The 13,750-nt window shown below is 51.3% G+C and carries 13 protein-coding genes and 1 pseudogene; 2 read left to right on the plus strand and 12 right to left on the minus strand.

What is annotated here, in order from left to right; translation table 11 throughout:
- Positions 1-151 precede the first annotated feature (151 nt).
- Positions 152-997 (minus strand): carboxylate/amino acid/amine transporter, encoded by an 846-nt coding sequence (locus P3C52_RS06285; RefSeq protein ID WP_275554327.1) that lies wholly within the window; start codon positions 995-997, stop codon positions 152-154.
- A 373-nt stretch (positions 998-1,370) separates the two neighbouring features.
- Between P3C52_RS06285 and glpT the strand changes: the two genes are divergently transcribed.
- Both glpT and glpQ read left to right on the plus strand, forming a co-directional pair.
- Entirely contained in the window at positions 1,371-2,726 is a 1,356-nt protein-coding gene (gene glpT, locus P3C52_RS06290; RefSeq protein WP_275554328.1) for a glycerol-3-phosphate transporter, read from the plus strand.
- A complete protein-coding gene (gene glpQ / locus P3C52_RS06295; protein WP_275554329.1) occupies positions 2,723-3,778 on the plus strand; it encodes a glycerophosphodiester phosphodiesterase in 1,056 nt (351 codons plus the stop codon). Before glpT ends, glpQ begins: the two co-directional genes overlap by 4 nt.
- A 68-nt stretch (positions 3,779-3,846) precedes the next feature.
- On the opposite strand, the gene P3C52_RS06300 is transcribed toward glpQ, so the two are convergent.
- From P3C52_RS06300 to pldB, 11 genes and pseudogenes are all read right to left on the minus strand, one after another.
- Entirely contained in the window at positions 3,847-4,413 is a 567-nt protein-coding gene (locus tag P3C52_RS06300; RefSeq protein ID WP_275554330.1) for an Ail/Lom family outer membrane beta-barrel protein, read from the minus strand.
- A 122-nt stretch (positions 4,414-4,535) separates the two neighbouring features.
- A protein-coding gene (locus P3C52_RS06305; protein ID WP_094106546.1) for an IS1 family transposase occupies positions 4,536-5,233 on the minus strand; the annotation gives its coding sequence in 2 pieces (ribosomal slippage) (positions 4,536-4,984 and positions 4,984-5,233; 699 coding nt in all).
- Positions 5,234-5,261: 28 nt separating this feature from the next.
- Positions 5,262-5,978 (minus strand): DNA/RNA non-specific endonuclease, encoded by a 717-nt coding sequence (locus P3C52_RS06310; RefSeq protein WP_275554455.1) that lies wholly within the window; start codon positions 5,976-5,978, stop codon positions 5,262-5,264.
- A gap of 140 nt (positions 5,979-6,118) precedes the next feature.
- Positions 6,119-6,349: a hypothetical protein gene (locus tag P3C52_RS06315; protein WP_275554331.1), complete on the minus strand. Its 231-nt coding sequence runs from the start codon at positions 6,347-6,349 to the stop codon at positions 6,119-6,121.
- Positions 6,349-7,125: a hypothetical protein gene (locus P3C52_RS06320; protein WP_275554332.1), complete on the minus strand. Its 777-nt coding sequence runs from the start codon at positions 7,123-7,125 to the stop codon at positions 6,349-6,351. Before P3C52_RS06320 ends, P3C52_RS06315 begins: the two co-directional genes overlap by 1 nt.
- Before the next feature lie 101 nt (positions 7,126-7,226).
- Entirely contained in the window at positions 7,227-7,598 is a 372-nt protein-coding gene (locus P3C52_RS06325; RefSeq protein ID WP_275554333.1) for a hypothetical protein, read from the minus strand.
- A 12-nt stretch (positions 7,599-7,610) separates the two neighbouring features.
- Positions 7,611-9,389 (minus strand): VENN motif pre-toxin domain-containing protein, encoded by a 1,779-nt coding sequence (locus P3C52_RS06330; RefSeq protein WP_275554334.1) that lies wholly within the window; start codon positions 9,387-9,389, stop codon positions 7,611-7,613.
- A 124-nt stretch (positions 9,390-9,513) separates the two neighbouring features.
- Positions 9,514-10,170 carry a filamentous hemagglutinin N-terminal domain-containing protein gene (locus P3C52_RS06335; RefSeq protein WP_275554335.1) on the minus strand — a complete coding sequence of 219 codons (657 nt, stop codon included), beginning with the start codon at positions 10,168-10,170 and terminating at the stop codon, positions 9,514-9,516.
- Between the two features lie 111 nt (positions 10,171-10,281).
- Positions 10,282-11,583: pseudogene (locus P3C52_RS06340) on the minus strand (ShlB/FhaC/HecB family hemolysin secretion/activation protein); the annotation flags it as partial.
- Between the two features lie 273 nt (positions 11,584-11,856).
- Positions 11,857-12,657, minus strand: a complete 801-nt coding sequence (gene yigL / locus P3C52_RS06345; RefSeq protein ID WP_275554336.1) for a sugar/pyridoxal phosphate phosphatase YigL — start codon at positions 12,655-12,657, stop codon at positions 11,857-11,859.
- A gap of 48 nt (positions 12,658-12,705) precedes the next feature.
- Positions 12,706-13,698 (minus strand): lysophospholipase L2, encoded by a 993-nt coding sequence (pldB, locus tag P3C52_RS06350; protein ID WP_275554337.1) that lies wholly within the window; start codon positions 13,696-13,698, stop codon positions 12,706-12,708.
- Positions 13,699-13,750: the final 52 nt, after the last annotated feature.

A 13,750-nucleotide genomic window follows, 5' to 3' on the forward strand; every position in this document is an offset into this window, starting at 1 on the left:
CGCACAGCAGGCAGGTCAGGATTTTTGTAGCCGTCTGGGTCTGGCTATTGAAACAACTTTTTCTAATTTTCTTGACGCCATTCGCACCAACGTTGTCGGCTAATTAAAATGATGGGTACCGCTATCATTATTGATAGCGGTACTTTTTTTATTAGCGAACCCAGCGGCGATGAATCCACAACGAGGCAATAATTAATCCGCCACCAATAATAAAAGGCGGCCAGTCAGGTTGCTCTTGCCAAATTGCTAAATTAACTAACAACCCCGCCGGAACATGCATATTATTCATAATACCCAACGTACCGGCATCGACCTGCGTTGCGCCATAATTCCACATAAAATATCCCAGGCCGGAAGCGACAATTCCGAGCCACATTAAAATTCCCCATTGCAGATGGGTTGTCGGTAATTTTTGCGGATTCCCCCAAAGGAACCAGGCAATTATGGCAATTAATACCGCCCCGATATAAAACCAGGAAAAAGCGGTGTGCTGCGGCATCGGACGCGTTTCCTGCAGGCGCTTATAGCCCACCATACCGATAGCGAAACAGATATTAGCCAGCTGCACGAGGATCAGCCCAATCCAGAAATGATCGCTCAGCTGGTCGTAACGGATGATAGCGGCACCTAATACCGCCAGCAGCGCACTGAACAGATAGCCGATACGCACGCCGCGCCGGCTCAGCAAATCGTAGATCAGCGTGACGTACAGCGGCGTCATAACGGTAAACAGTAAAAACTCCGGTACGCTCAGATAGAGATAAGCCTCAAAGCTCAGCAGATACATTATGCCCAGCTGCATCATGCCGACCAGCATGTAAAGCAGCAGGGTCGAGGCACGATAGCCGCGCCAACGCAGGAAAGGCAGGAACACCAACGCCGCCAGCGCCAGACGCACCAGCACCGAAAAGACGCTATCCACCTGCCCCGCCAGATAAACACCAATCAGGCTGAATGAAAAAGCCCAGAGAATGGTAGTAATAATGAGTAGCGCCACATTACGCATCCGATAGTTAAACAGGGCGCTATTGTAGCGGAATGCGCGGAAAGCTTAGCGACTTTCTGGTTTACATCTGTTCACTTTAGACCCAATCCATCCCGCTAATTAACATGTCTATGCGCGAAAGCGAAACGGCCTGTTTATCTTGGAAAATGAACGATTTTTAGCGATACGCGTTTTCCTGAAAGCGATTTTTGTGAGCCGCTTTACAACATCTTGTCATAAAACTGTAACATTTGCGCCCTTCCTCACAGTCGTCATCCCCTTCTGCCCCTATCCTTTGCGCGAAATAGAACATTTTCATGCAAGAAGTTCTATTTCGCTCATTTTTCGGGTGTTTAAACCCATTCTGCGCCTTTGGAGATTTTTTATGCTTAGCATTTTTAAGCCAGCACCTCATCAACCGCGCGTCGCGGCGGATCGCACCGATCCTCTTTACCGTCGTCTACGCTGGCAGATTTTTTTCGGCATCTTTTTTGGCTATGCCGCCTACTATCTGGTGCGTAAAAACTTTGCGCTGGCGATGCCTTATCTGGTGGAACAGGGCTTTTCACGCGGCGATCTCGGTTTTGCGCTGTCCGGCATTTCCATCGCCTACGGCTTTTCTAAATTTATTATGGGCTCGGTATCCGATCGCTCTAACCCGCGGTTTTTCCTGCCTGCCGGGTTGATTCTGGCTGCCGCTGTCATGCTGTTTATGGGCTTCGTTCCCTGGGCAACCTCCAGCATTATGGTGATGTTTGCGCTGCTGTTTCTTTGCGGCTGGTTTCAGGGAATGGGCTGGCCGCCGTGCGGACGAACGATGGTTCACTGGTGGTCGCAGAAGGAGCGCGGCGGCATTGTTTCCGTCTGGAACTGTGCGCATAACGTTGGCGGCGGCATTCCCCCCCTGCTCTTTTTGCTTGGTATGGCCTGGTTTAATGACTGGAAAGCGGCGCTTTATATGCCCGCCTTCGGCGCCATTATCGTTGCGTTGATTGCCTTCGCGCTCATGCGCGATACACCGCAATCATGCGGCCTGCCGCCGATCGAAGAGTACAAAAATGACTACCCGCCCGATTACAACGCCCAACATGAGCAAGAGCTGACGGCCAAACAGATTTTTATGCAGTACATCCTGCCCAACAAACTGTTGTGGTATATCGCGCTGGCCAACGTTTTCGTTTATCTGCTGCGCTACGGCATTCTGGATTGGTCGCCTACCTACCTGAAAGAGGTGAAGCATTTCGCGCTGGATAAATCATCCTGGGCTTACTTCTTGTATGAGTACGCAGGCATTCCCGGCACTCTGCTGTGCGGCTGGATGTCAGATAAAGTCTTTAAAGGCAACCGTGGCGCAACCGGCGTGTTCTTTATGGTGCTGGTTACTATCGCCACCGTCATTTACTGGCTTAATCCGGTAGGCAATCCCGGCGTGGATATGGCCTGCATGATCGTAATTGGCTTCCTGATTTACGGACCGGTTATGTTGATTGGGCTGCATGCGCTGGAGCTGGCGCCGAAAAAAGCAGCCGGAACCGCGGCGGGCTTTACCGGCCTGTTTGGTTACCTCGGCGGCTCGGTGGCGGCCAGCGCGATTGTCGGCTATACCGTTGACTTTTTCGGCTGGGATGGCGGTTTCATGATTATGATTGGCGGCTGCGTATTGGCGGTGATCCTGCTGCTGCTGACCATGTTGAGTGAAAACAAGCATAAACAGCAGATGCAGCGAGAGGGCGCAAAATGAACCTAAAACTGTTACTGGCAGCGCTGCTGCTGAGCGGCGCCTGCGGCGTTAGTGCGCAGACTCATGACAAACTGGTCATCGCCCATCGCGGAGCCAGCGGCTACCTTCCTGAACATACGCTGCCCGCCAAAGCGATGGCTTATGCGCAGGGCGCCGATTTTCTCGAACAAGATTTGGTGATGACGAAGGACGATCGGCTGGTGGTTTTACACGATCACTATCTCGATCGTGTGACCGACGTCGCCGAACGCTTTCCTCAGCGCGCCCGTAAAGATGGGCGCTTTTATGCGATTGATTTCACGCTGGATGAAATTCGCAGCCTGAACTTTACGGAAGGCTTTACGCTCAGGGATGGCAAGAAGGTACAAACCTGGCCCGATCGCTTCCCTGGTGGAAAATCCACTTTCCGTATTCATACTTTTGAGGAAGAAATTGAGTTTATTCAGGGGTTAAATCACTCAACCGGTAAAAACATCGGGATTTATACCGAAATTAAGGCCCCCTGGTTTCATCATCAGGAAGGCAAAGACATCGCCAGTAAGGTGTTGCAGGTGCTGAAGCAGTACGGATACAGCGGCAGGCAGGACAATGTCTGGCTGCAATGTTTCGATTTTAACGAGCTGAAGCGCATTAAAACGGAACTGGAACCGAAAATGGGGATGGATTTGCGGCTGGTGCAGCTTATTACCGAGACTGACTCCCATGAAACTCAGGAGCTACAACAGGGAAAATGGATAAATTACAGTTACGACTGGATGTTTAAGCCAGGTGCGATGCAGGAGCTGGCGAAGTATGTCGATGGCATCGGCCCGGATTACCATGAGCTTTTCAGCGCTGACTCAAAGCCCGGCGATATTCGCCTGACGCCTTTAGCTCAGGAAGCGCATGCCAGTCATTTGCAAATTCATCCTTATACGGTGCGTGCTGACCAATTGCCGCCTTATGCAACGGATATAAACCAGCTTTTTGACGCGTTATATAATAAAGCGCAGGTGGAAGGTTTGTTTACCGATTTTCCTGATAAAGCGGTTCACTTTTTAGAACGTCAGTAATGAAAAGCCAGGGCGGTATTGAAAACCGCCCTGGCCGCATAACGAGACATTGATTTAACTAAGCCGCTTTAAAAGCGATAGCCTACAGCAATATTAAACCCGTTAAGATGATAATCTTTTCCTGCCATTTCAAAGGTAGAGCCTTCGTAACCTATATCCACCGCAACATTTTCTAGCGGATTCAGCTGAATACCGGCGCCATAAGCGAAAGCTGTTTTTTTATGATTTTCCGTCAGGTAGCCTCGCTCGACAAACTGGCCTTCCCAGTTAAACCAGTGAGAGCGAACATCTGCTTTAACGTAATTCAACCCAAGCAGCCCATAGAAGCTGATATATTCATTTACCCGCCATGCCGGGCCTGCCATCAGGCTGTAAGATTTGACCTCAGCTTTATTTTCTATACGCTCCCTGCTTGCATAACTAACAAGCTTTTTATCGCCACTTAACCACGTGAACGATCCTATCAGGCTTAGCGGAGAGTCTGTTTCATAACGATATTTTAGATTGACACCGTTAAGGCTATCAAGCGAACTCATTTTCGAATGGGCCCAGCCCAGGGAGACGGTTTGCGTATCCGCCTGGCTGAGAGCAGGCATTAAAGAAAAGATAAAAAGAGAGAGAGCCGTTTTTTTCATGTTTTCTTCCTTGATTGTTTTAAAGAAGGCGCAAGCAGAAGAATATTTAGTATTAACCGACGCCTTAATAAATTAGAGTGCGTGACAGTATTAATAAAGTTAAAATTGGTAATGACTCCAACTTACTGATAGTGTTTTATGTTCAGATAATGCCCGATGACCTTGTCATGCAGCTCCACCGATTTTGAGAACGACAGTGACTTCCGTCCCAGCCTTGCCAGATGTTGTCTCAGATTCAGGTTATGTCGCTCAATGCGCTGAGTGTAACGCTTGCTGATAACGTGCAGCTTTCCCTTCAGGCGTGATTCGTACAGCGGCCAGCCATCCGTCATCCATACCACGACCTCAAAGGCCGACAGCAGGCTCAGAAGACGCTCCAGTGTGGCCAGAGTGCGTTCACCGAAGACGTGCGCCACAACCGTCCTCCGTATCCTGTCATACGCGTAAAACAGCCAGCGCTGACGTGATTTAGCACCGACGTAGCCCCACTGTTCGTCCATTTCAGCGCAGACAATCACATCACTGCCCGGTTGTATGCGCGAGGTTACCGACTGCGGCCTGAGTTTTTTAAGTGACGTAAAACCGTGTTGAGGCCAACGCCCATAATGCGTGCACTGGCGCGACATCCGACGCCATTCATGGCCATATCAATGATTTTCTGGTGCGTACCGGGCTGAGAGGCGGTGTAAGTGAACTGTAGTTGCCATGTTTTACGGCAATGAGAGCAGAGATAGCGCTGATGTCCGGCAGTGCTTTTGCCGTTACGCACCACGCCTTCAGTAGCGGAGCAGGAAGGACATCTGATGGAAATGGAAGCCACGCAAGCACCTTAAAATCACCATCATACACTAAATCAGTAAGTTGGCAGCATTACCCAAAGCGTTAGCCCAAGTGTTTTCCATCTGCTTCCAGACACCTTTGTTAAGGTTACCATCCATAGGAACAAGATTAAGTTTTTCACCCGGCCCATTAAAAATACTGGCAATTAAGTGGCCACCTTCATCTCCAGGATTACCACATTTACCAGCTTTGCACTGCTGGTAAATATTCCTGTCATTTTTCGACCATGACAAAGTACCTTCAGCAAGACTCGTTCGACCTTGAGCATCAGTCTGGAATGTCTTATCACCATCCACCTTATAAACCGTATTCGGTTCCGGCTTATTCAGTGCTTTGTTCCAGGCACCTTTCTTGCCTGAGTCCACAATAACAATATTTTTACCAGCTTCCGGTTTACCGCCTTTGCTCATTCCACCGGTAACCGCACCTAACGCCGCCGCCGCCAATATATCAGCCTGCTGACCGTCTATCCCGTATCGGTTTTTAAGCTCATTCGCAAACCCGGTACTGGATACAACGCCTTCCGCCTCAAGTTGCTGCGCCAGTAATGAAGACATATCATTCTTCATTTTTGATGGCACATCATCACCCAGCACACGATCTATCGCTTCACGTACCAGCATTCCGTTAGCAGGAATATCGCCGTATTTCTCCTTACAGGCGGCCGGACTGGTGGCACAGACTGCGATCATTTCCTGCTGCTGCTTCAGGCTCAGCTCTTCCATTTCTTTCACGACTTTTCCGCAGTCGCCACGGGCTTCACAGCCTTTGGCCTTCGCCGCAAAATCGTCAATCTGTTCAGCGTGCAGGAAGTTATTCTCAACTACAATACCGGCGCGAAGGCCGGGATTAAACTATTTCTATATTATCGCTTGGGCATTTTTTTAGCAAAATAAGGAATAAGATAAACGCCTACCCCACCTACTAATCCTCCTGCCACACCTGCTTTAAGACTGACCTTTAATATGTCAATGAAAGGTATGTTAAAGCTCCTGATTTCAATAAGCTTGAATAAAACTCGACTAATAAAAATACCAACGGTGACGATTATTATGACAAACAATATGGTGGTAATTAATCTGAGAAGGTTGCGCATTATTTCTCCCCTTCTTTTGGAGAGCTAACAGCTTTAGGTCCTTCCTGACCAATACCTTCCGTTGAACCAGAGGAGATAATATTTCCTATCACGGCAGGGCGCGGGTCTAAAGGCATTGGTTTACTCATCCCCATCCCCATATCAACCCACTCCCACTTTTTCCAATTAGGGTTCATTACTTTGTTAAGAGGCCCTTTTGCTACCTGGCCTAAGCCATATCCTATGCCAGCAGAGCCACCACTTATGATTGCCCCAGATAAAGGATCATCCCCTTTAATATAGTTTGAAGTTGCGCCTCCAGCTGCATTCCAGCCGACTGTTCCTAACAGTCCGGTATTCGATGTGGCCGCGCCAACCCAACTGGCTATCAGCGCATCGGTATAATTTACTTCACCATTTACCACATACTGAATAATAGTATTAGCGCCACCACCTATTACCGCTGTAATTTGCGCACCTTTCGGTAATACTCCCGGCCCCACGGTTCCGGCGAGTTCTGCTGAGACAATTGCATTACCCTTTGCTATATCACCAGCCAGTTTCGCTTTATCTTCTGTCGTCGCATCCGGTGTTTTACCCAGCCAGAACCCAAGATCTGAACCAGCCATTGCACCCAGCGCATTATTCTCAACAACAACTTCTTCAGTTGTGAAGCCAGCCGCCGGAACCGTTTTTTCCTTGCGATTTCCGTCAGTTACAGCCGATTTTTCCCGGTGCCGTTCAGCGCCACGGTTTTTTGGTCCCGACGCGCTTTTTCCGCCCGCAAGCAGCGCCAAGTCACTGATTTGATCGAGACGATAAGTAAGCCTCAGAGACAGAACGGTAACTGACTGTGTATAAAGTAAAATCCTAACAAGAAAGGGTTAGGATTCATATATTAATTTAGCAGATCCGTTGAGACGTTGCCGGTATCGAAAAATTCTTTAAAGATCCTGACGACAAGATCAAAGTTTTTTGTAAGCTGCCGTTCAGACCAACGATCACCAAGTAACATTATTTCGGCATCAGAGATAAAAGAATTCCAGTATGTTCTTACTTGATATTCATCTTCACAGATTTCACCTAATGTTATTAGGTAATAACCTTTTTCCGTTCTGACTTGTAGCATTTCCGCACCAGTGTCCACATTGGTCAACATATCAAGCGTAAGAGATCCTTCTTTTCCCTGAAGCCGTTCCAACTGATTTAACACATCATTCCAGCTTGAGATCTGTTTATTCCCGCCATTTCCATCTAACGTCCAACTCATTTTAAAATTCATTTAATCCCTAATCTTGAGAGATTTCATTCCAGGCTGCCAGTAAAGAACAGAGCCTGTAGCTTCTTCATAAATTGTTAAAGATTTCAGTCCCGCTTTATCGGCCATAGCGGCTATATCACCACGACAATAACCACAAACAGGTTCTTTAGATACACTCATAGTCATCTCACGCCCTTGAGACATACCCTTTTCAAAAGCTTGCTGGATAACCCCGACCTCCGCATGAGCTGTAGCCATATTTCCATTGGGAAGAGGCTTATTTTGCTTATCTATTTTAGCCTGGATACGTCCGTCAATCAGTGTTGGTTTATTTACATCTGCCAAGTTCGAAGGTCTTGCTCCCTGATTTGTATCAGTAAATTTAGTCCCGTCAACATTACCTTTTGCCACGACCTTAAGATTAGCATCGACAACTTTACTAAGCTGTTTTGCTGCTGCCGAACCTAACACTGGTGTTACCGAAGCAACAATAATATCTGCCCCCTGCTTCAGCTCGGCGTAACCTTTCGCTGTAGCATAGTCAACACCTTTCGTTACCATAAAGAAGTTGATCATTGCATCCTGGATTTGCTGCTGATTCTGCGCATCAACGCTGGTGATATTCAGCAGGTTCACTATCTGTCCGTAAGCATCTGCGTACTGCTGGCTGGCTTTTGAGTTGTAGTTACCGGTGTTTTCGTATTCGCCTTTCGCCGCGATAACCTTCAGTCTTGCACTCGCACAAGCCGCACTTCCAGCATTGCCATTGCCACATGCATCGATCACTTCCTTATCGCTGGTGATATCCTTTTCATGCAGTTCATTGATTTTCTGCTGCGCTTTCTCTCGCTCTGCCGGATCTTTGCTGTTCTGGAGTTTCTGCTTCGCCAGCTCAAGCTCCGTCTTCTCAGACACGCTCAGATAGTTATTCTCAACCGCGTTCTTTCCTGCCTGCGCACCTGCCACGGCATTACCGGTGCTGTCCCCTGCCAGGCCCCCTGCCAGCCCCGCCGCCAGCGTGCCCAGCGCGCTTATCGTCTGTTTCTCCGGTTCCGTCAGCTCGCTGACTTCCTTACCCGGATACAGCTGATTCATTATCAGCCCGGCCATCAGCTCACCGCTTACCGCGCCCGCCGCTCCCGCCAGCGCGCTGTTTCCGGCTGCGTATGAAGTGACCGCACCCACCACCGCATGCGCCATCGCTTTTGCTTCCGCGTTGCCTTCCGTCAGCTTATGTATCTGCTCTGCCAGATACGGCGCTGCCGCACCGCTCACCGCCTGCGCCAGGTTTCCACCCGCCAGACCCTGCACCGCCACCGTCGCCGCCTGGATGGCCTGCTGTACCTTGCCCCCCGTACCAAAACCGCTTTCCCGGTACGCCTGGTTATAGAAGTTACTGTAAACCTCATTTGTGATGTCATCGTCACTGTAATTTTTTGTCGGGTCTTTCGCCTTCAGCGCCGCCAGCGCCTTATCACGGTCATCCTGCGTCGCTCCGGACAACTTCTCCTGTGCCTTTTGCGCCGCTATGATTTTCCCCTGTGTCGACGCAATATCCATCGCCTGCGAACCGATTTCCGCTATCAGCTGCGCCTCCCTCAGCCGCTGCTGCTCCTTCTCCTTATCAAATATCGGACTCAGCGTCTGGTTCGCATTCTCCGCGTCCCGGCTCAGACCCGCCACGTCCTGCGTCTGGTTCTCTTTATCACGCACGATGAGCGTACCCTCACTCACCGCCGCATGTGTCGTCGAGCTGGCGCTGTCCGAACGGTTAACGCCCGCCAGCAGGCCGTTCGCCATGTTCCCCGCGAACTGGCTGCCGATGCTGCCCCCGCTGCTGACGCCCACGCCCTGGTGTTCAGCCTGATATTCCGCCTCGTTACGGATATCGCTCCAGCCCAGCGTGCCGGTATTGAGTTTGTTTTTATCCGCCGTCGCCGTCGAGGCGATAGCCGGTCAGATTGCCGTTCTGCATCTGCGCCGTCCCGGTGGTCAGCGTTGCGCGACCGGCGTTAATAAAGCCGCAGCCGTTACAGGTAATGCCGGACGGGCTGGCGATAACCACCTGCGCCTTCTGCCCGGCAACTTCGATATAACCATTCAGGCGACTTGGATCGCGGGCGTTCACCTCGTTAAGAATGATTTTGGCCTCGCCCTTCGCTAACCACGGGTTGGCGCTGACCATCCCACCCAACTGGGTAGCGGTGTTCTTACGGGAGTTATTGAGGATGACGCCCTTCTTATCGACGTCAAAGCGGCTGTAGGTATTGCGTGAGACTCCGCCAGCGGATGGGGTCTGGATATTGACCTGCGGTGTACCGTTGGCGCTGGCGATCACTGTGGGTTGCTGCTTACCCGGTGCGGATTTATCGGCCACAATGGTGGCCTGCGCCGTCTGAACCGCTCCGCTTGCCAGCCAGAAGCTAAGGCTAATTGTGCTGAGACGGCAGATCAGGCGACGATGGTTATGTCCGATGCCGGAAGAGGCAGAGCCGCCAGAACAGGCTCGCGCGATATCGGCCACCACTATCAACATGCCACGAGCTTTATTAAATACAATGCGGTACAGAAGCCTGTTCATAGATAAATTCCTTTTATCTTTTCTTTTTTTAATCAGCCGGATATTACAAAACGCACAAGGATTAGCATTGCGGAATAGCTACGCTTAACGGATGCGCCCGTTTCCACTGACGGATAACGGTGTCGTACTGGTCTGGCGTTGCCAGGCCACGTCATAGCGGAAATTTTCCCCAGCCAGAGCAAACGGCAGGCTCAGGCGGGCATCAGTACGCAGAATGCGGCTCAGAGCCGTACCTTCATCAAATGGCTCTTCCGGCGCGGGCTGCGCGCCAAACCAGCGGGTACCGCGCTGATAGCTGATCCCCGCATCCAGCGTCGCCGGGCCGATATAGTGGCGATGCTGAAGGCCCGCCTTCCATGAGGAGACATGGCGACGCTGCACTTCAACTTCGGTATCGTTGATATAGTTGCGGGTTATACGGGTTTGCACGTCATACGTCAGCGTGGTTTTTTGCGCGCTGCTGCGGTGCAGCACCCGGCTGAGCTGGGCGCTCAGATTCTGGCTTTTACCGCTATAGCGGTAATCTTCCGTCAGGCCCGCTACCGTCTGATGATAGTGATAATCGCTGCCGGTCAACGAGAGTGACCACCAGCCAACCGGCACGGACCAGGAGGCGCTGAGGTTCTGGTTGCTCTTCTCTCGCCCAGGTTGTAAATCGTGGGTTATCGAAAACCAGAACAGATCGCTTAGCGCCAGCGGATTATCCAGGGAGAGCGTCAACCCACCCTGGTAGCGTCCGGTGGCGGCGGTGCCGGAATCATCCAGTGACAGGCCAAGCCGCCAGAATTTTCGCTGTTGGCGGGAAATAATAATATCGCTCTCGCCCGGCTGCTCAGCCGGGACGATTTCCATCTCCGCCTGCACGGTCGGCAGGCGTTGCAGATTTTCCAGTCCCTGCTCAATATCACGTAAATCAAGCAGATTGCCGTCGTGGGCGGGAAATGCGCTATACGACCAAAACCAGCGGCTGCTGTCTGGCGTCATCACCACGTGGCGAATTTTACCAGGCAGAACGGTCAGCCGCAGATGGCCACTTTTTAAATCCTGCGCGGGCGCCAGGACGCGGGTGGTAGTCCAGCCGTGGGAGATGATTCGGTTTTGCAGGGTACTCATTAGCAGGTTAATTCCCCGGCTACCGAGGCATTGCCCTGCTGCCTGATTCGCCAGTTTTTGCAAAGGCAACCAGTGCGGCAGCGCGTCCTGTCCTTTCAGCGTCACGTCGTGAATGGTGAAGCAGGGGCTTTCGGTCGGAAAAGTAATCTGCCCGTTAGTTGCCACCGGAGGAGATAAACGTATATCGGGAACAGGCGGAGTAAGTTGCTCTTCCAGCACCTGCTGGCGCTGCTGCTGGTGGATAAACTGCTGGTCCGACAGGGCCGCTGCCGTTGGAAAAGCGCTAAAGATTACTGCCATTGGCAGCCATTGCCGCCCTGACCGCGGCAAAAAAGAAAAGATTTTCATGACGTTCCCTGTCATTTAACGCATCGATAAAAGCTGTACGTCCCGTACAAGCGGCTCGATATTAACTATTTTTTATACAGCGTAACAATCTTGATTTGGTGAAAAATGCGCGTTTTCTCACAGGAAAAATAAAGTTGCAGAAGAATTAATTGAACCACAGGGCAGGCCTAAAAAGGCGGGCTGGAGAAGAGAAGCGGGCGGCTGAGGAGCCGCCTGCGTTAGCGCTTAGGCAAGGAACAGCTCGCGTAGCTTGCGGGAGACCGCATCTTCCGCGTTTGAACCAATCACGTCCAGTTCCGGCAGCAGATCTTTCAGGCGCTGATGCGCATTTTGCATAATGTAGCCTTTCCCGGCCAGCGTCAGCATTTCCACATCATTCATGCCGTCGCCAAAGGCAATAGAGGTTTCCAGCGAGTAGCCGAGCAGTTTCGAAACCTCTTCCAGCGCATGGCCTTTAGAGACGCCGCCCGCCATCACTTCCAGGCAGGTGGGCAAAGAGAAACACACGTTAACCCGATCGCCCCAGCGCGCCAGGATCGCTTCTTCCAGCGGCACCAGTTTTTCCGACTCGTCGCAGGTAAAAAAGACTTTGCTGATGCCGTCGGTAGGCAGCAGGCCCGGCTCATAAACCTGGTAAGTAAAGACAGATTCCCGGAAATAGCGTTCTTCTTCCGGGCGATGGCGGTTCAGAAACCATTCATCATCGCGATAGACGTGCGTGAGGATGTCGGCATCGTCATACTTTAACGCGTAGAGATCGTGGGCAATATCTTCATCAAGGTTATGGCTGAAGATCAGCTCGCCGGAGGTGTTATGCACGCGCGCGCCGTTAGAGGTGATCATATAAGCTTCGATTTCCAGGCTATCACGCATCTGCGACACATCAACATGATGACGACCGGTGGCGAAAACAAAATGTACGCCGCGCGCGGTCAGCAGTCGAAGCGTTTCTTTAGTATAAGGCGTTAAACGATGATCCGGGGAAAGCAGGGTGCCATCCAGATCGGAAGCAACAACGTGATACATGAAAACCTCTGGTTTCGAAGAGAGTTGTAAGGTTCTGAGTAGTGCAATTTATTCATGCCGCGCATAAAAATCGACGATGGCATGTAACGCTTCGGCGCGCATGGCGTCTTTTTCAAACAGGATCTCGTGACGCGCGCCTGTAATTATTCGGGGCTTGCCGCCATCACATGGATGACCCGCGGCCTGCATCGCAGCACAGAAAAGATCCTGCGCGCGGTTATCCACCACTTTGTCGTCACCGGCCTGTAGCAGCAGCAGCGGCGTGGTGATGTCCGCCGCCTTGCCCACTATATTTTGGCCAGCCTGAATACCTTCTCGCACCCAATGATAGGTCGGCCCGCCAACCCGTATCGCCGGATCGTCAGCATAAAAACGCAGGTTACGCTTATAGCGTTCGCGGCTGTGCGTTAGTTCATTCAGGCTGAACGGACGTGCCCGCCATTTGCCGGTTCCCAACGCATAACCATCGCGTATCGCCGGACGTTTTTCCGCCCAGTCGAGAATGCGATGCGCCATCCAGGCGGGCATCGGCAGATAGATGCCGAACATCGGCGAAGCCAGTACGGCAGCGTTAAACGCGGCAGGATTGCGCGCCAGCAGTAGCGTCAGAATGGCGCCGCCCATGGAGTGTGCCAGCGCATAGCGCTTTTGATAATGACCGGCAATCAGTTCCTTCAGGCAGAGCGTTTCTAAATCATCGACATAGTGATCGAAGTGGACAACGTGGCCGCGATGGGCATCTTTTAGCAGCCGCCCGGAACGCCCTTGTCCGCGATGATCGACAATGATGATGTCATAGCCGCAGTGCCAGAGATCGTAAGCCAGTTCGGGATATTTAACGTAGCTTTCAATGCGTCCCGGTACGATCAATATGCCTTTGTCGTGTTGCGGGGATGTGAAGCGCACATAGCGGATCGGCACGTTTTCCACGCCGATAAATTCTTGTTCTTCGCGCTGTCGCCAGAAATCAAGTAGCGGCCCGGTGGCGAAAGCAGCAAATGCCTGTTCGCGTGTTGGCCAGTTTTTTTTATGACTGGTCATGGCTCGACTCCCTTTATACGCCCGGCAAAATACGACCATAGCGCAACCGCTG

This window comes from Mixta sp. Marseille-Q2659, from assembly GCF_940807255.1.
GTDB lineage: Bacteria > Pseudomonadota > Gammaproteobacteria > Enterobacterales > Enterobacteriaceae > Mixta.